This is a genomic window from Limnobacter sp. G6BE5S, from assembly GCF_058448965.1.
The window spans coordinates 200,015-218,687 of record NZ_JBZFLM010000008.1; the positions used below are offsets into that span (position 1 = coordinate 200,015).

An 18,673-nucleotide genomic window follows, 5' to 3' on the forward strand; every position below is an offset into this window, starting at 1 on the left:
CAAAATGGGTTGGTTTGTTGTTTTTTACAAAAACCCTTACAACTTGTAAGTAAAAACCTTACAAATTAGGTATATTTGCTACCTACAAATGGTTAACCAAAAAGGGTTAACCAACCTGTGGCTCATTCCATTAAAGGTTTTGTATGTCAAACAACTTGCTTGAAAGCATGGACTCGCTTCCCGAATTGAACGCAATCGATTTGTCGCTGGCTTCCTCATTCATTCCGGGTGAGTTGTTTCAAAGCATTGTGTCATTGATCACGCAAATCGATTTGTCACTGTACGGCATGAACAGTCAATTTGATGCTGCAACCGCTGCAATTTTTCCGACTGATTTCTCTGATTTCTCCCAGTCTTCTTCGCCCATAAACTCCGCCGCAGCATTTGCAGAATCCATTGTGGTTCAGAACGCTGACTTTGCTTGATTCAAGGAAAACAACATGAACTTTGACAGCCCAGTAGTAGCCTCCGTGACCAATATTGACGGCGATGTATTTGTAAAGCGAAACGGCATTGAAGCGCCTTTGCGTGAAGACATGGTGTTGCAAGCCGGTGACGTGTTGCGATCCACCAGCAACTCGATTGCAGTGCTCAGCATTCCCGGCACTCAGCAGCAAATCCCGGCGTTCCTGGAAATTTCCAATGGTGGCGTGGCCACTTTGGCCTTCGATCCTGATGTTGGTCCGAATGGGCAAGTGGTGATTTCATCCAATGCAGGTGATGGCCTGGGCAACGTTACACTGGTGTCTGAATTCGATGGCGAAAATCAGGCTGCTGTACTTGACGGTCAAGAGGCCAACGGCGAAATGAGCGGCTTGTTCGGTGCCGGCTTGTTCGGCGCAGGTGCAGGCCTGAGTGCCTTGCCAGTTGCCGGTGCAGTGGGTGCCGCAGCCTTGTTTGCGGGGTCTGACGATGACAACAGCGGTGGCGGTAACAGCGGTAACACACCGGGTAACTTGCCTGCTGAAAATGCAGGTGGCCTTGCTGAAACAGTCAGCGATCTGACCAATAACCTTGGCGAATTGACCGAACCAGTGCCGGTGGTGGGCGACGTTGTGAATGCCGTTGGAAATGTAATTGAGTCCACACTGGTGGGCAACAACAACGGTGGCTTGAACGGCATTGTGACTGGTTTGACCGATGGCTTGACCACTGGCCTTGAGGGCACACCCTTGGCACCGGTGGCGAATGTGCTGGACACGGGCTTGGGTACCCTGACCGATCTTTTGGGAGTTGCGGCCAATCAGGTGAGTGGTTTTGGCGAAGGAACACCGCTGGCACCCGTGTCGGATTTGGTAGCCAGCTTGTTGGGAACCACTGGCCCCAACACCGATGATGGTGTGGGTGGTGTGGTTGGCACGGTGGTGAATGTTACCGACAGCGTGGGCCAGCTGCTTGAACCCGTGCCTGTGCTTGGTGATATCGCTGGCACACTGGGCGGTGTTGTTGATTCCGTGGCCACCGGCAACAACGAAGGCGGTTTGGGCGGCATTTTGAGTGGCTTGGGCGGTGGCCTTGAAGAAGGTCTGTCCTCAACGCCGCTGGCGCTGATCGGCGAGGGCGGCAACACCTTGTTGAATACGGTGGGTGGATTATTGGGCGGTGTCGGCGATTCTGTTTCATCGGTTGGTGCCAGCACACCTGCTGCACCGCTCACCAATTTGATTGGTGATCTTGCCGGTTCACTGGGGGGTGATGTCAGTTCTGCGTTGGCCAATATTCCGTTCCTCGGCGGCGCATTGGATGGTTTGACCAGTGGGCTAGGTGGCAGCAGTGTGTTGGGCGACATTCCGCTACTCGATGGTCTCACTTCGTCGATAAGCTCAAGCAGCGGCGCAGAGGGTGGCTTGCTCGGTGGCTTGCCACTGCTGGGTGATTTAACCAAAACCCTGGGATAAAACCAGGCCTGCACATACTTACATTGCTTATCAGAATATCTCGGTTGATGTAATATTGATTGGATTGCCAGACTCGGCCCACTTGATCTACGGACAGCCCATGAAAACCCGCATCACCGAGATGTTCAATATTCAATACCCGCTGGTGTGCCCCGGCATGACCTACGTGGCCAATGCCGATTTGGTTGCAGCCACTGCCAATGCAGGCGGGCTGGGCATTCTGGCCATTGGTCATTTGAATCCCGAACAAACTCTGGCTGAAATTCGCAAGGTGCGTAGCCTGACCTCCAAGCCGTTCGGCATTGGTTGCGCCCTGATCATGCCTGGCGCGCTCGACAATCTTGAAGTGGCTCTGAACGAAAAAGTGCCTGTGATTAATTTCAGTTTGGGCAGCCCTGCGGATGTGTGCAAACGCGTGCACGATTATGGTGGCAAAGTCATCGCCACGGTGGTGAATGCCAAACACGCGCTGAAAGCCGAGCAGTCGGGTGTCGATGCCTTGTTGGTCACCGGCCATGAAGCGGCCGCACACGGTGGCGCAGTGACTTCACTGGTTCTGGTGCCTGCAATTCGGCAGGTCACAAAACTGCCCATCATTGCTGCAGGTGGTTTTGGCACGGGCGGTGGCGTTGTTGCTGCACTGGCACTGGGTGCCGATGGCGTGGCCATGGGCACACGCTGGGCTGCTTCCAAAGAAAGCCCGGTGCATGCCAACACCAAAGAATTGATTGTGAAAAAAGAAGTGGAAGAAACCATTTACAGCAAGAACTTCGACAGCATTCCTTGCCGGGTCATGACCACACCCAATTCCAGAAAAGTGATGTCCAAACCGTTCAATCCGGTTCGTGCCATGTGGCGTGCCTATTTGGCGGCACGGGAAATGAACAAGCCTTTGCTCGGTATTATCAAAGACGTATTCAAAATGGGATTGGAGCAAACGCTCACTGTAACCTTCTACGGTGCGGCAGTGCTTCAAATTAAAAAAGCCACCATTGATGGCAACCACACGCAAGGTGTGCAGTTGATTGGTCAGGTGCAGGGCCTGGTACAAGACGTGCCCTCAGTTGAAGAGCTGACTCAGCGCGTGATGAAAGAGATTGATGAAGCCTTGGCGCAAATCAATCTGCTGGCGGGAAATGCTTCGACGAGTACACCAGCCACATCCGAGAAAATCAGTCGCATCGCTTGACCGGAATTATCAATTTTTTGTCGGCATTGACGTGTTTCTTTTTGCCCGGCTTCCTCTATGATCAAGTAACAAAATCATAAAACTTGCCCCAAGCGAGTTTGAAATCAGGAGGAGCAGATGAAGACAGAGCACGACTACATCGTTGTGGGTGGTGGTTCCGGTGGCTGTGCCATGGCGGGTCGCCTGAGTGAAGACTCAACGCTTGATGTCTGCCTGCTGGAGGCAGGGGGTGAGGGCACCGGCAATCTCATCAATATTCCCAGCGGTGCGGTGGCCATGCTGCCCACCAAAATCAACAACTGGGCATTCGAGACCACACCGCAACCTGGCTTGAACGGCCGCAAAGGTTACCAGCCGCGCGGCAAAGCGCTGGGTGGTTCCTCAGCCATCAATGCCATGGTTTACATTCGCGGCACTGCTTCAGATTACGACCGTTGGGCAAACGATGAGGGTTGCGCAGGCTGGTCTTACAAAGACGTGTTGCCTTACTTCAAACTCAGCGAATGCAATGAACGAATTCGCGATGCCTACCACGGCAACAGCGGCCCCTTGAATGTGGCCGATCTGCGTTCTGACAACCCGTTTCAACAGGTTTATCTGGAAGCGGGCAAGCAGGCGGGCTTCAAAATCAACAATGACTTCAATGGTGCTGACCAGGAAGGTGTTGGCATTTATCAGGTCACCCAGAAAAACGGCGAACGCTGGAGCGCAGCGCGTGCCTATCTGTTCCCGCACATGCACCGAAAGAATCTGACTGTGCACACCAAGGCCATGGTTCAGCGCGTGTTGTTCGAGGGCAAACGTGCGGTGGGTGTGGAAGTGTCCATCAACGGGCAAGTCTCCGTGTTGAAGGCGCGCAAGGAAATCATTCTGACTGCGGGCGCAATACAAACGCCGCAACTGCTGATGGTTTCTGGTGTGGGCGATTCCGCCGAGCTGGCACGCCAGGGTATTGATGTGATTCACCACCTGCCAGGTGTGGGAAAAAATTTGCAGGATCACCCTGATTTCATTTTTGGTTACTCGACCAAAAGCCTCGACACCTTGGGTTTGTCGCTTCGTGGTGGCATCCGCTTGCTGCGTGAAATTTTCCGCTATCGCAAACACCGCCGGGGCGCACTCACCAGCAACTTTGCCGAAGGTGGCGCGTTTCTGAAAACCAGCCCCGAATTGAAAGACCCCAATGTGCAATTGCACTTTGTGGTGGCCATGGTCGATGACCACGCCCGCAAAATGCACATGGGTCATGGCTTTTCTTGCCATGTGTGTTTGTTGCGCCCGCGCAGCCGTGGCAGCCTGACTTTGCAGGGCAACACCATGGACACGCCACCGTTGATCGACATCGGTTTTTTGAACGATCCGCGCGATCTGGATGAGTTGGTGGAGGGTTTCAAACTGACCCGTAAAATCATGCATGCACCCGCATTGGCCAAGTGGATTGTGAAAGACAAATTCACCGAGAATGTGCACACCGATGATGAAATTCGCGAGGTGTTGCGCAACCGGGTGGACACGGTGTACCACCCCACAGGCACTTGCAAAATGGGCACCGATTCCATGGCAGTGGTCGATTCGCAGTTGCGTGTACACGGGCTTGAAGGCTTGCGCATTGTGGATGCATCGGCCATGCCCAGCCTGATCGGTGGCAACACCAATGGGCCAGTCATGATGATGGCTGAAAAGGCAGTGGACCTGATGCGCGGTGTGTCGCGCGTGCCCGCACTGGAGCAGGCCGAGCACAATGCAAGAGCGCGTCAGGAACACCTGGCTCAATCCCTGATTCCTCAACCGGTGTAATTGTTTAATGAATCAACCTTTTGAGTTTTTATTCAGGGTGCGCTACAGCGAATGCGACCCGCAAGGCGTCGTATTCAATGCCCGTTACGGTGACTACGTCGACTTGGCACTCACGGAATACATGCGGGCTGCCATGGGTGGCTACAACGAACTGGTGCACATGGGGTTTGAAACCCAAGTGGTTCGCTTGCTCACCGAATGGAAAACCCCTGCGCGATTTGATGATGTGTTGAAAGCGATTGTGTACCCGAGCCATTTCGGCAACACCAGTTTCACTGTGACCTTTGAATTTATAAACGCCGGCACCAATGTTTTGGTGGCCACTGCACAAGCCACTTACGTGTTGGTGGACGCGAAAGAATTCACCAAGCAAACAATTCCGGCTGAAATAAAAAGCGCCCTGCAAGAGGGCGCTGTGGGCAAGCAGATCAACCAGGCTGGCTAATCAGGCTGCCAATGAATAACGTTGAATGACGCGTTCTCTCTTGCGGGGGTGAATGTTGATTTTCTGCGCATTCTTGCCAGCCACTTCCAGCAGCCTTGGGTTCATGATTGCAAACCACAGCGGGGGTACATAAGCCGCCAGAAACATGCCGAAGTAACCGGATGGCAAGCTGGGCAGTTCCGGAAAATCTCGCAGTGACTGATAGCTGCGTGCCGGGTTGGCATGGTGGTCCGAGTGGCGTTGCAACTGAAACACAACAAGATTGGATACCAGGTGGTTGCTGTTCCACGAATGGTGCGGGGCGCAACGCTCGTACTCGCCGTTGGGCAACTTCTGGCGCATCAGGCCGTAATGTTCAATGTAATTGGCGCTGGTCAACTGAAAGGCACCCCAAAAGGCAACCACAGCCAACACAGGCACCATGGGCCAGCCAAACATGGCAATCAGCGCTGTGTACAGAATCACCGTCATTATCCCGGCCTGAAGCATTTCATTGCCCACATTCCAGCGGCTTTTTCCTGCGCGTTCCAGGCGTTCACTTTCCAGTTTCCAGGCGCGCTTGAAGGCACCAGGAATTTCACGCAGCATGAATTCATAAATGTGCTCACCCATGCGTGAAGTGGCCGGGTCTTCTGGCGTGGCCACATCGCGGTGGTGCCCACGGTTGTGTTCAATCGAGAAGTGTCCGTAACCACCTAGCGAGAGCGTAAACAGCGCCAGTGCTTTGTCCAGTTTGCGTTTTTTGTGGCCCATCTCGTGGCCCAGGTTCAAACCAAAACCCAGCAGTGAACCTGTGGTAATGGCCACTGCCAACCAGTGCAGCCAATGCAGGTCGTGCGTGGCCAGAAACACCAAATTGAACAAGAATCCAAAAGTAATAATCGGCACCAGCAGGTAAGTGATTACGCGGTAGTAGGCTGTATCTTCCAGCTGGGGTACGGCTTGCTCGGGCGGGTTTTGTTTGTCCTCGCCAAAAATGAAATCAAGCACGGGCAGGCCGATGTAGAAAAATGCCAGAAACACCCAAAGCCATTGTGTGTGGCCGGTGTACAAATACATGATCGGGCCCAGCGGCGCTGCAAAGGGCGCGATCACCGAAAGCAGCCACAGGAATTTCTTGGGATCTTTGTATTGAGTTGCGGGCATTGTGTTTGATGTCATTTTTTGTGCACCGGGTTATTCAGGATGATTTCATCTTAGGCGCGCAAGGCGATGGACAACACCGCACAGGGTGGCATAAGATCGTCATAAAGTGACAAAAACAAAACCACACGAGACAAACACTTGCCCCAGTCCTTGCACGATTTCACTGCAGTCCTTTCGCCTGCGCTGCACCCGGTGTATGCGCGCTTGCTGTGTGCCGAATTGCAGCGGCGTGGCTTTGCGCCAGCCGACATTCTTGATGGTTTGCCCCTGAACTGGCAGCACCTGCATGAAAGCAACCAGTTCATGAGTTTTGATCAAATGCGGCAACTCATTGAGCGCGGCGTGCAGCTTAGCCAATGCCCCTGGCTTGGCCTGGAGGTGGGCTTGCGAACCCCGGCCTCTGCTCACGGCACCTTGGGTGCAGCCATGATCGCCAGCAAGAATTTGCCCAGTGCCATGTTGCTGTTGCAGCGCTATGCCGGTTTGCGCCAAAACCTGGCCAATTTGCAGTTTGAGCTTGAACCCGACTTTGCAGCCGTGCTGGAAGAGTGGGTGGACTTGGGGCCCGTGCGTGAATACCTGCACTGCCAATTGCTGGGTGGTTTGGTGCAGTTGTTAACTGCAATGACCGGGCAAGAGCTTCCACAACAGTTGCGCATTGAATGGCCGTTTGATGAGCCCGCATGGGCGCATGAATACCAGCGCATTGCGCAGCACAACAGCTTTGGTTTTTCTCAATTGCGCGTGGTGCTAAACAGCACACTGGTGAACAGCCCAAGCCTTGCTGCCGATGACGAAGCCTTGCAGCGCCTTCTTCGCGACTGCGACTTGCAGCTTCAACGCTTGCAGCAGGGCGATACTTTGGCCCAGCGCGTGCGCATGCAGTTGCAGAAAACAGAAGGCCCCATGCCCACCTTGCAAACCATGGCCGCCAAAGAAAACCTGACCGAGCGCACCTTCATGCGCCACCTTCAGGCCGAGGGCACCAGTTTTCAGCAATTACTGGACGAGGTGCGGCAAGAGCGCGCCTGTTGGCTGCTGGCGAACACCCACAACACGGTCGAAGACATCGCCTATGCCTTGGGTTACGAAGATGCCTCCAATTTCAGCCGAACCTTCAAACGCTGGTGTGGGCAAACCCCCAAGGCGTATCGCCAGGAACATTCATCGTGAAAGTAGCAGGGTCACCATAAATAATTTCTTAATGACGTAATATTCAGCTAAATTCGTAATGTTTTTGATGAATCAACCACCGAGGAATTGAAATGCCAGCAGCATTGTCCAACCACGCGCACACCAAGCTACTCGAGCCATTGAACCTGGGTTCACCACCTTGAAAAACAGGGTCATTATGGGGTCCATGCACACCGGGCTTGAAGAAGAAGCGCCCGAGAAGCTGGCTGCTTTTTTTGCAAGGCGCGCGCAAGGCGATGTGGGCTTGATGATTACCGGTGGTTTTGCAACGTCAGAAACTGCCGTGCTGTGGCCCGGAGCAGGCCGAATGACCAGCGAGCAAGATGCCACACGCCACCGCACGGTGACTGATGCAGTGCACGCCGCGGGCGGAAAAATTGCCATTCAATTGCTGCATGCAGGTCGACAGGCCTACAACGTGAACATGGTTTCGGCTTCTGCCAAGCAATCTCCAATTTTTCCATTTACACCGCGAGAGCTCACAGCTGCTGAAGTTGAGCAGGAAATTGATGGCTTCGCCAACTCGGCCGCGTTTGCAAAAATGGCGGGCTACGACGGTGTCGAAGTAATGGGTTCCGAGGGTTATTTGCTGAACCAGTTTTTGACCGAGCGCGGCAATGAACGCACCGATGAATGGGGCGGCACTTTCGAGAAACGCATGCGTTTTCCGCTCGAGGTGGTTCGCCGCATTCGCGCCAAAGTGGGGGTTGAATTCATTATCGTGTACCGCATGTCGATGCTCGATTTGGTGCCTGATGGCCAAAGTCTGGACGAAACACTGCTGCTGGCCCGCGAACTCGAGAAGGCCGGTGTCACCATTCTGAACACCGGCATTGGTTGGCACGAAGCAAAAATTCCAACCATTGCCACGCAAGTACCGCGCGGCGCATTCACCTGGGCAACCCGCAAAATCAAGGAAGTGGTGTCCATTCCAGTTGCAGCGTCGAACCGCTTGAACATGCCTGGTGATGCCGAGCGCGTGTTACAAAACGGCGATGCCGACATGATCGCCATGGCGCGCCCGTTTTTGGCCGACCCGGACTGGGTGCTGAAAACCAAAGAAGATCGAGTCAATGAAATCAACACCTGCATTGGTTGTAACCAGGCTTGCCTGGACCACACCTTTGGCGGCAAGCGTTGCAGTTGCCTGGTGAACCCGCAGGCCTGCCACGAAACAGAATTGATTTTTGTGAAAACCACAGCGAAGAAAAAAGTGGCGGTTGTGGGTGCTGGCCCGGCGGGTATGTCGTTCTCGCTCACCGCTGCACAACGCGGCCATGCCGTAACGCTGTTTGATGAAGCGCACGAAATTGGCGGGCAGTTCAATATTGCCAAGCAAGTGCCCGGCAAGGAAGAGTTTCACGAAACCATTCGTTACTTCAGCACCATGCTGAACAAGGAAGGCGTGACATTCCAATTGGGCAAGCGTGTGAGTGCAAATGATTTGAAAGAATTTGATGAAGTGATTTTGGCCACTGGCATTATTCCCAATGTGCCCAGTCTGCCCGGTGTTGAACATCCCAAAGTCATGGGTTATCTCGATGTGTTGAAACACGGTAAAGCTGTGGGCCAGCGCGTGGCCATTGTGGGTGGGGGTGGTATTGGTGTGGATACCGCCGAGTTTCTAACCCATCACGAAAGCGAGCAATCGCCTTCCACCAGCATCGACGATTTTTGCGAATTCTGGGGCATTGATCGCGATCAAAAAGCACGTGGCGGCATTGCCGGTGTCAAGGCCAATCCAGAAAAAGCCACACGCCAAATTACCATTCTTCAACGCAAGCCCAAGAAGATTGCAGGCCCCGGAAAAACCACGGGCTGGATCCACCGTGCAGCGCTTGAAGCCAAAGGCGTACGCTTGTTGTCGGGTGTGGAATACATCGGCGTTGAAGATGCGGGCTTGCGTATTCGCACTCCCGATGGCGCAGAACATTTGCTGGAAGTCGACAATGTGATTGTGTGTGCAGGCCAGCACCCCAATCGAGAACTGGAAGAATCGGTGCGCGCCTTGGGCATGCCAGTGCACATTATTGGTGGCGCTTTCAAGGCGGCTGAACTCGATGCCAAGGAAGCGATTAACCAAGGTGCCCGCCTGGCCGCCGTGCTGTAAGCAATCAGCGTGACCAACAATCACGTTGTTTTTCCCACCGCGTACACGCGAACGCTTGCGCGGGAGCAGGGGCTGGACCACAAAGGCCAGCTTCTGTTGTTGAAGGGCACGCGGCTGGCCCCGGCCGATTTGCTGGAGCTGAACAAGTACATTGATGCCGACACCCAGGCCGTAATTGTGCGCAACGCCCTGCAATTGAGCAACAACCCGGCCTTGGGTTTGCGCTGGGGTGCCAATCTGCATTTGTCTGCACATGGGCCTTTGGGTACCTTGATTGCGTCGTCACCCACCTTGGGCCATGCCTGGAAAGCCACCGAGAAATTTCATGACATTCGTGGTGGCTTCGCCCGCATGGAAGGCCACATTGCCAGCGATCACTTCGCAGTAATTATCAATATGGGCATTGCACTGGACGAAGTAGGGCGCTTTTTATGCGAGGCTGTGCTGGCCACCATGGTGAATCACCTGGGCATGATTATTGGAAATTCCCGCCCCGCATTGCGCGTGGAGCTGGCGTATTCTGCCCCAGCCTATGCCACGCAATACCCGGGGTTTTTGCATGCACCTTGCCTGTTCAACAAACCCAAAACAAAAATTGTGATTCCCCATGGCTTGGCCTTGATGTCCAATCCCATGGCCGACCCGGAAACCCATGCCATGGCTTTGGCGCGCTGCGAGCAACTGCTGCTTGAACAGCGCAGGCCCAGCAGCTGGTCGGCACGGGTTACCGAGCTGATTCGCGGCAACCCAGGCCAAATCTGGACTTGCGAGCAAGTGGCCAATCACTTTCATTTATCCTCGCGCACCTTGATGCGCTACTTGCGCGATGAGGAAACCAGCTATCAAACCCTGCGCGATTCTGAACTGGCCCGGCAAGCCAAACTCAGTTTACTGGTCAGCAACAACACGGTTGAGTCGGTGGCGCTGAGTTTGGGTTATCAAGAAGTGTCGAACTTTCGCCGCGCTTTCAAACGCTGGTTTGGCATGTCCCCGATAGAGTTCATTCAGCGCAACAGGGTAAACTAAGACAAGCTGTCACTATTTACCCCCATTCTGTCCAGCTTTGCCCTCGCCGAATTTGGTTTGCCCACGCATGATGAATTCTCTTTATTGAATTCATCACAAGGCACGCATGTTCACCAATTACTTCAATGAAACGCATGAAGAAGTGCGCCGCAACATTCGGCGTTTTGTCGAGCGCAATATTCAGCCCCACATCAATACTTGGGAAGAGGCTGGCACCTTCCCCCGCGAAATTTACAAACTGGCTGGCGATGCCGGCATTCTGGGCATTGGTTACCCAGAGGAATTCGGCGGCAATTCCGAAGGCGATTATTTCATGAGCCTGGTGGTCACTGAAGAACTGCTGCGTGCAGGTTCAGGCGGTTTCTTCTCCAGCTTGATGTCGCATGGCATTGCCCTGCCACCGATCGCCAAATGGGGCAGCCCCGAGATGAAAGCGCGCATTGTTCCCGAAGTGCTGAGCGGCGACAAAATCATTGCCTTGGCGGTGACCGAGCCCGGTGGTGGTTCTGATGTGGCCAACTTGAAAACACGCGCGGTGGATTGCGGCGACCATTACAAAGTGTCGGGTTCTAAAACCTACATTACCTCGGGCATTCGCGCCGACTATTACACCGTGGCCGTGCGCACGGGTGGTGATGGCTACGGCGGCATCAGCATGTTGCTGATTGAAAAGGGCACACCCGGTTTTACGACGGGTCAGCCTTTGAAGAAAATGGGTTGGTGGTGCAGCGACACAGCCGAGCTGTTTTTTGACAATGTGGTGGTTCCCAAGTCGAACCTGATCGGTATCGAGAACGGCGGCTTCATGATGATCATGACCAACTTCGAAGCCGAACGCTTGGGTCTGGCCTGCTACTCAAACACCTTGTCTGAATTGGCTTTTAATGAGGCGTTGGCTTATGCAAAAAACCGCAGCACCTTTGGCAAGCCCTTGAGCAAACACCAGGTGATTCGCCACAAGCTGGCCGACATGGCCACACAACTGGAAGCCAGTCGCGAATTCACCTACCGGGTTGCAGCGCGCATGCAGGCTGGCAAGCCCGCTTTGAAAGAAGTGTCGATGGCGAAAAACTTTGCCACGAAAACATCGGATTTCATCACTTACGAAGCCGTGCAAATTTTCGGTGGCATGGGCTACATGCGCGAAAGTTTGGTGGAGCGTTTGTACCGCGACAACCGCATTGCATCGATCGGCGGCGGCACCTACGAAATCATGAATGAAATTATTGGCAAGCAGTTGGGCTTGTAAAAATTAAAGGAATACGCACACCATGTTGGCAGATTACCCCTTGAAGTATTTGGCCTTGCACTGGCCCAATATCCGCGCCATGGGTTGGGCGGCCATTCGCAATGCAACGCCCATTACGCGGCCAGGCACCTTGCCGGAATTGCCTGTGCATCACAGCATGCATGTGCCTGCATTGAACGATGAATTGCTTGATCAATACGTGGCTTGGACAGGCGCACTCGCCAACCGCTACAGCAGCGACATACCCGCGCATTTTTGCAGCCACTGGGCCATGCCCATGCTGGCCAAACTTGGTAGCCTTGCGCCTTACAATTTGTTGTCTCTGTTGAATCAGGGTTTGCGCATGCAAATTCACAAGCCTTTGAACCGCAATGAGTCGATCGCGCTGCGTGGCAGTTTAGTGGATGTGACCGACGATGGCGACAAAGTACGCATTCACACCCGCGTACAGGCCAGCAACCCCAAGGGCGAACTGGCCATGGTCATCGACAGTTATTCCACTGTGCCCCGTGCCAAACCTGCAAGCAAAAGCAAAACCGCCAAGCGCGAGGAATTCGAATTCACCACCGCTGGTCATTGGGATGCAGAAGAGGAGGACGGTTTGGCATTCGCCATGCTGACGGGCGATTTCAACCCCATCCACACCATGAAGGCAGTGGGCAAACGCACCCGCTTCAAAAGCTGTATTTTGCATGGCTTTGGGCAATTGGCCCGAACCTGGGAAGTGTTGAACAACGCTGGGCATTCGTTGGCGGATCTGGATGTGCGTTGGATTAAGCCACTGCCATTGCCAAGCCCGCACATGCAAGTGCAAACAAGCACCACGAAAGATTCTGAGGGCTACACGCAACTGCGCTTGGCTTCAGCAGACGGCACACTTCACATGGTGGGGCGTTTCAAATGAAGTCGATTCGCAAGGCAGTGATTATTGATGGTGTCCGCACCCCGTTTCTCGATTCGGGTGGTGCGTATTCCCAATTAATGACGTATGAACTTGGTGGTAAAGCAATCGCAGGGTTGATGAGTAAAACTGGCATTGACTCAAGCCGCGTGGACATGCTGACCATGGGCACCGTGTTGCATGAAATTGAAACCTCGAACGTGGCCCGGGAGAGTATGTTGAGTGCAGGGCTTCCCGCCACCATTCCGGCTTACACCACCTCCATGGCGGGTTTGTCGGCCAGCGTGGGCTTTGCCAATTTGTGCGACATGATTGCGCTGGGTCGAATTGATGTGGGCATTGCTGCCGGGGTGGAAAGTTTTTCTGACATTCCAATTCGCTACTCGCAGAAAATTCGCCGTGCTGCCATGAAGGTTCGGCATAACTCCTCCGCAAAAAACATATTCAAGAACCTGGCCAAGCTGCGCCCTTCGGATTTGAAACCTGAAGTGCCCACCGGCACTGACTTCACCACGCGTAAAACCATGGGTGTGTGCGCCGAGCAAATGGTGCAAAAATTCAAGGTGAGTCGTGAAGATTGCGATGCATTCACCGTGCGCAGCCACAAGCTGGCCATTGAGGCGATGAACCAAGGCCATTTCGATGGCACCATTATTCCTGTACAGGTACCCGGTTTTCAACAGCCCATTACACAAGACAACACACCGCGCGAAGACAGTAATATTCAGAAGCTCTCGACCATGCGTACCATTTTCAGCAAAAGCGGTGTGATCACTGCAGCGGGCTCATCCCGCTTCACAGACGGTTCAGCCGCCTTGCTGGTGACCAGTCAGGAAGCCGCCCAGGAAATGGGCCTGCAGCCTTTGGCTGAGGTGGTCGATTATCAATTGGCCGCCGTGAAAGATCTCGAAACAGAAATGTTACTGGGTCCTGCGGTTTCAATTCCTGAACTGCTGGCGCGAAACAAACTGAGCATGGCCGACATTGGCGTGTGGGAACTCCACGAGGCATTCGCGGCTCAAATACTTGTGAATTTGGCGTGCATGCAGCGTGGCGAATTCGCAGAAGAGTATTACGGTGGTGTGGTGCCCGGAGAGTTGCCACTCGCTAAACTCAATACCTGGGGTGGCTCGCTTTCGCTGGGCAACCCGTTTGCAGCCACGGGCATTCGTTTGCTGACCACGGCTGCAAAAAGATTAAAGGCGGAAAAAGCGAAGTACGCTGTAGTATCCAGTTGTGCGGGCGGTGGATTGGGTGCCGCCATACTAATAAAAAATATGGAGAAAAACACATGAGTGCAGCGCAGTACGAAAAATTCGAAACCCTCCTGGATTGCCTGGACCATTGGGCTGCCGCACAACCGAACAAGGTTTATTTCACGCAGCCTTTCTCGGCCGAGAAAACCGTGGACTACACCTGGGCGCAAGTGGCCGACCAGGTTAACCGAATGGCAGCGTATTTGCAGTCGCTCAACTTGCCCGAGAAAACCCACATTGGAATTTTGGGCAAGAACAGCGCGCACTGGATCATGGCCGACCTCGCCATTTGGCGGGCAGGGCATGTATCCATTCCCTTGTACCCCACGCTGAATGCTGAAACCGCTGAGTACGTGCTGGACAACAGCGATTCAAAAATGATCTTCATCGGCAAAATGGACGAGCTGTGGCGCGTGGTCGAGAAGGGAATTCCTGTTGACATGCCCACTATCACTTTGCCTTTGGCGCCGCAATTGGCCCACGCAAAAAAATGGGACGACATTGTTGCCACCACTGCACCCACACAAAACCCCGTGAAGCGCAGCAAAGATGAAATGGCCACCATGCTGTATACCTCTGGCAGTACAGGCAAGCCCAAGGGTGTGATGATTTCGTTCAACGCCATGATCAGCGCGCTGCGTGGCACATCGAAGGTCATGACCTTCAACAGCTCCGATCGCATGATTTCTTATTTGCCGCTGGCCCATGCCGCTGAACGCGCCATTCTGGAAACTGGTTCGCTGTTCTATGGCTTTCATGTGTACTTCTCGTTTGGGCTAGATAGCTTCATTCAAGACTTGCAACGTGCGCGGCCAACCCTGTTTTTCTCGGTGCCCCGTTTGTGGACCAAGTTTTACAACGGCATTTGCGGAAAAATTCCGCTGGGCGTGCAACACGTCATTTTCCGAATTCCGATTCTTTCGGCTTTGTTCAAAAAATTCTTGCTGAAAAAACTAGGCTTGTCCGAAGTGCGCATGGCGCTGAGCGGTTCAGCGCCTTTGGCCCCCGCGCTAATGTCCTGGTATCGCAACCTGGGCCTGGATTTGCTCGAAGGTTATGCCATGAGCGAGAACTTCGCTTACTCGCATTGCAGCCTGCCCGGCAAGGTGCGCGTTGGTTATGTGGGCAACACCTACCCAGGCGTTGAATGCAAGATTTCCGAAGTGGGCGAGGTGCTGGTAAAAAGTCCCTGCAACATGATGGGCTATTACAAGAATCCCGAACTTACTGCGCAGTCGTACACCGAAGACGGTTTCCTGAAAACAGGCGACATGGGTGTGGTCGATGAGCAAGGGCGCTTGAAAATCACTGGCCGCGTGAAAGAACTGTTCAAGACCAGCAAGGGCAAATACATTGCGCCTGTGCCAATCGAGAACCGCTTGAACGGTCATGAACTGATTGAGGCCGTGTGCGTAACTGGCCCCTCGTTTTCAAAGCCTTTTGCCTTGGTGATGTTGCCGCTTGAGGAACACAAACAAGTGGAACAAAACCCTTCTGAGGCTGCACGGGTTGAAAGTGAAATGGCTGAATTGCTTCAAAATGTAAATGATCAGCTTGAAGCGCATGAAAAACTGAGTTGCATTGTGGTGGTGAAAGATTTGTGGAGCATGGAAAACGGCTTCCTGACGCCCACCATGAAAATCAAGCGCAATGTGATTGAGGAGCACTATTTGCCCAAGGCCGAGGCCTGGGTGAAGATGAAAAAGTCGGTCGTGATTGAGCAGTAAGTCAGTATTTTTACAGGCCCCAATTTGAGTGGGTGGCAGGCACTAAGTTGCTTCGGTATTCTGAAGTAGTTAACGCATATTTGCACAATCAATAATGTGTTAATTATCTGTTTATCAAGGTGAAACAAATAGCCGACTCAAAAAGGGGTGTTGTATGGGGTTTAATCGTTTTTTCGGTGCCAGCGTATTGAGCCTGGCCATTTTGGCAGGCTGTGGCGGTGGCGGTGGTGACAGTAGTGCTCCTGCGGCCGGCGGCGGTGGTGGAACCACCACTTCAGGGCAGCTTACCAATTCTCCAATTGATGGCGTTGGCTACAGCGCAGCACCCAGTGGCCTGACTGGCACCACAATGAACGGTGGCATGTTCAATTTCCAGGCTGGCGACACAGTGACTTTCAACATTGCAGGCCTTGAAATTGACGTACCCGGTGGAACCCGAATTACGCCACAAACAATTGCTGAATCATTGGCTGCTGGTAACGCAGCCACGCAATCCAATATTCTTGCAAACCTGGCTACGCTGTTCCAAACATTGGACAACGACGGTGATCCCGAGAACGGTTCGATTGCCATTCGTGAAGGCGCCACTTTGGGTAATACGGCTGCCTTGTTGGCCAATCTGGACGAAGCTCCTGCAACTTTTCAGGGCGAGTTGAGCACAGCCATTTCCAGCGGCGAAGAACTGCGTGACGAGGGCGAACCTCCCCCCACAGTGGTTACAGATGTTGAAGCCATGCTGCGTTTTTACCGCAACGAACTGCAAGGCAACTGGCGTTTGGTCAGCTCGGTTGAAGAGGGTGTGACAACCACAACGAATGCGAACTACCAGGTGTTGTTGAGCTTTGATGTAGGCAATGCGAATGCGGCGGAAGACGGTATCGTGAATTCCTTCGTATTCTCCGAGTACGACATCACAGACTCGATGGATCCATTTGCTTTCATTGGTGTCGGCACCACCAACTACAACGGCGAAACCGGTGAATTTCAGTTTACGTCCTTGCCCATGCGCAGGTTGGTCTCTGGCTTCAACAACTCTTCAACAGAGAATGATGCTGCATTTTTCACATCAAAAATTGTATTGAGTGGCAATCAGCTGGAACTGACGCTGATTGAAGACAACATCACCATTGTGGCCACCTTCGAGCGTTTCAACAGCGTTAAAGACAGCTTGGTTGGCACTTGGTACGAGGTGTTTGCGGAAGGCGATCCTGGGGTTACGCCCACTGCGGCTCCTGACAACGGTCGAGTAACTTTCGGTTCCGATGTTGCATCCGTGTTCTATTACTTCCTGTCCGGTTCGCGAGTCATGCTGGTGTTCACCGATCTCGATGCAGAAATGACTTCAGATGAAAGAAACGGTGTGGTGTTGGCAAACTATTCGTTGAACAGTACTGGGACATCACTTACATTCACAGACATTCTGCTAGACACGGTCAGTGTTGATCCGGTGAATAATCCCGCGTTGGAAGCGGGTTTAACCGTGGCAGTGAGTGCAGCAATGCTGAATGATACCAACCGTGAATTGACCGACTCAAGCGACCCGAATGAGACAGATGTCTTTACCATCTTCCGCATTCTTTCACTGAGCGAACGCGTGGGTGAATTTGAGCAAGCAGCGCCAGCCCCGTAAGCGAAGCCGCAATATGTAATATTTCGATTCGCAAAACGTTTCATCAAAAGCCCGGAGTTTTCCGGGCTTTTTTTATGCCAGTGTGCCTTCGCGGAAGTCTTGCAAGGCCTGCCGAATTTCCTGCTCGGTGTTCATCACGAACGGGCCGTACTGCGCAATCGGTTCATTCAATGGTTTGCCTGCAATCAGCAAAGCCTTGGTCTCGGCTGTTGCTTCAAGTACCACGCCATCGCCTTCATTTTTCAAAATGGCCATTCGCTTGTCGCCAATGGTTTGACCACTCACCTTCACTTCTCCACGGTAAACAAACACCACCGCATTGTGTTGGGCGGGTAAGTTTTGAACAAACTGTGAACCGGCAGGCAGGTGCAAATCCAGGTACAAAGGTTCTGTGCCCTCGCGGCTCACTGCGCCTTCTACGCCGTGGCTATTGCCTGCAATCACGGTTACAGCCACGCCCTCCGGTGTAGTGAATTGGGGCAGATCAGCGTTGGTGAAATCGCGGTACCAGGGCGCGCACATTTTGTCTTTCGCAGGCAGGTTCAACCACAGCTGAAACCCTTCCATTACACCTTCTTCCTGCTGCGGAATTTCACTGTGAAACACCCCGCGCCCAGCGGTCATCCACTGCACGCCACCGTTTTCCAGCAAGCCCCTGTTGCCCTTGCTGTCCTCGTGCAACATGCGGCCGGCAATCATGTAGGTAATGGTTTCAAACCCACGGTGCGGGTGGTTCGGAAAGCCCGCAATGTAATCGTTGGGGTTGTCGCTGCCAAAGTTGTCCAGCATCAGGAAGGGGTCTAGCCTGCGCTGCAGGTTTTGGGTAATCACGCGGGTCAATTTCACGCCCGCGCCATCGCTGGTGGGCTGACCCGTAATGATGTGTTCAACCGAGCGTGGATTACTAACTGATGGTGTGTGCTTTTCGTTCATACATACCTCTTAATGAACTGGTGAATATTTCGATTTTACCGCACACCACAAGCGCAAGAACACCTTGTGGAACAAACACTTCTGCAGGGTTTCCCTAATTTCATATTGCAGTGCAAAATAATTAACGCAATTGAATCAAGGGTTTGCACTGTTTCTAAAAACAAACGCTCGT

The 18,673-nt window shown here is 53.3% G+C and carries 15 protein-coding genes; 13 read left to right on the plus strand and 2 right to left on the minus strand.

Translation table 11 applies throughout. The features are described from left to right. Positions 1–143 precede the first annotated feature (143 nt). The 5 genes from ACVL1J_RS15055 (at position 144) to ACVL1J_RS15075 (ending at position 5,329) form a co-directional block, all read left to right on the plus strand. Complete coding sequence (locus ACVL1J_RS15055) at positions 144–425, plus strand: hypothetical protein (protein WP_159568520.1); 282 nt, start codon at positions 144–146, stop codon at positions 423–425. Between the two features lie 15 nt (positions 426–440). Further along, entirely contained in the window at positions 441–1,898 is a 1,458-nt protein-coding gene (locus ACVL1J_RS15060; RefSeq protein ID WP_491665457.1) for a hypothetical protein, read from the plus strand. Positions 1,899–1,998: 100 nt separating this feature from the next. Beyond that, a complete protein-coding gene (locus ACVL1J_RS15065) occupies positions 1,999–3,087 on the plus strand; it encodes an NAD(P)H-dependent flavin oxidoreductase (protein WP_491665458.1) in 1,089 nt (362 codons plus the stop codon). Between the two features lie 117 nt (positions 3,088–3,204). Further along, complete coding sequence (locus ACVL1J_RS15070) at positions 3,205–4,884, plus strand: GMC family oxidoreductase (protein ID WP_341237073.1); 1,680 nt, start codon at positions 3,205–3,207, stop codon at positions 4,882–4,884. Between the two features lie 7 nt (positions 4,885–4,891). Then, positions 4,892–5,329, plus strand: a complete 438-nt coding sequence (locus ACVL1J_RS15075) for an acyl-CoA thioesterase (protein ID WP_341237072.1) — start codon at positions 4,892–4,894, stop codon at positions 5,327–5,329. Here the strand turns inward: ACVL1J_RS15075 and ACVL1J_RS15080 are convergent, their stop codons facing one another. After that, complete coding sequence (locus ACVL1J_RS15080; protein WP_491665459.1) at positions 5,330–6,490, minus strand: alkane 1-monooxygenase; 1,161 nt, start codon at positions 6,488–6,490, stop codon at positions 5,330–5,332. Positions 6,491–6,613: 123 nt separating this feature from the next. Between ACVL1J_RS15080 and ACVL1J_RS15085 the strand changes: the two genes are divergently transcribed. The 8 genes from ACVL1J_RS15085 (at position 6,614) to ACVL1J_RS15120 (ending at position 17,568) form a co-directional block, all read left to right on the plus strand. After that, positions 6,614–7,648: a helix-turn-helix domain-containing protein gene (locus ACVL1J_RS15085; RefSeq protein ID WP_159568526.1), complete on the plus strand. Its 1,035-nt coding sequence runs from the start codon at positions 6,614–6,616 to the stop codon at positions 7,646–7,648. 178 nt (positions 7,649–7,826) lie between these two features. Next, positions 7,827–9,779 carry an oxidoreductase gene (locus tag ACVL1J_RS15090; RefSeq protein ID WP_491665461.1) on the plus strand — a complete coding sequence of 651 codons (1,953 nt, stop codon included), beginning with the start codon at positions 7,827–7,829 and terminating at the stop codon, positions 9,777–9,779. A 9-nt stretch (positions 9,780–9,788) separates the two neighbouring features. Beyond that, entirely contained in the window at positions 9,789–10,805 is a 1,017-nt protein-coding gene (locus ACVL1J_RS15095; RefSeq protein ID WP_341237068.1) for an AraC family transcriptional regulator, read from the plus strand. A gap of 106 nt (positions 10,806–10,911) precedes the next feature. Further along, entirely contained in the window at positions 10,912–12,054 is a 1,143-nt protein-coding gene (locus ACVL1J_RS15100; protein WP_341237067.1) for an acyl-CoA dehydrogenase family protein, read from the plus strand. A 22-nt stretch (positions 12,055–12,076) separates the two neighbouring features. Continuing rightward, positions 12,077–12,958 carry a MaoC family dehydratase gene (locus ACVL1J_RS15105; RefSeq protein WP_341237066.1) on the plus strand — a complete coding sequence of 294 codons (882 nt, stop codon included), beginning with the start codon at positions 12,077–12,079 and terminating at the stop codon, positions 12,956–12,958. Next, on the plus strand, positions 12,955–14,250 hold the full coding sequence (locus ACVL1J_RS15110) for a thiolase family protein (RefSeq protein ID WP_341237065.1): 1,296 nt from the start codon (positions 12,955–12,957) through the stop codon (positions 14,248–14,250). Before ACVL1J_RS15105 ends, ACVL1J_RS15110 begins: the two co-directional genes overlap by 4 nt. Next, complete coding sequence (locus ACVL1J_RS15115) at positions 14,247–15,938, plus strand: AMP-binding protein (RefSeq protein WP_341237064.1); 1,692 nt, start codon at positions 14,247–14,249, stop codon at positions 15,936–15,938. Before ACVL1J_RS15110 ends, ACVL1J_RS15115 begins: the two co-directional genes overlap by 4 nt. 154 nt (positions 15,939–16,092) lie before the next feature. Continuing rightward, a complete protein-coding gene (locus ACVL1J_RS15120; protein WP_341237063.1) occupies positions 16,093–17,568 on the plus strand; it encodes a hypothetical protein in 1,476 nt (491 codons plus the stop codon). 72 nt (positions 17,569–17,640) lie between these two features. Here ACVL1J_RS15120 and ACVL1J_RS15125 read toward each other — a convergent pair whose 3' ends face one another. Further along, complete coding sequence (locus ACVL1J_RS15125) at positions 17,641–18,501, minus strand: pirin family protein (protein WP_341237062.1); 861 nt, start codon at positions 18,499–18,501, stop codon at positions 17,641–17,643. Between the last annotated feature and the right edge of the window lie 172 nt (positions 18,502–18,673).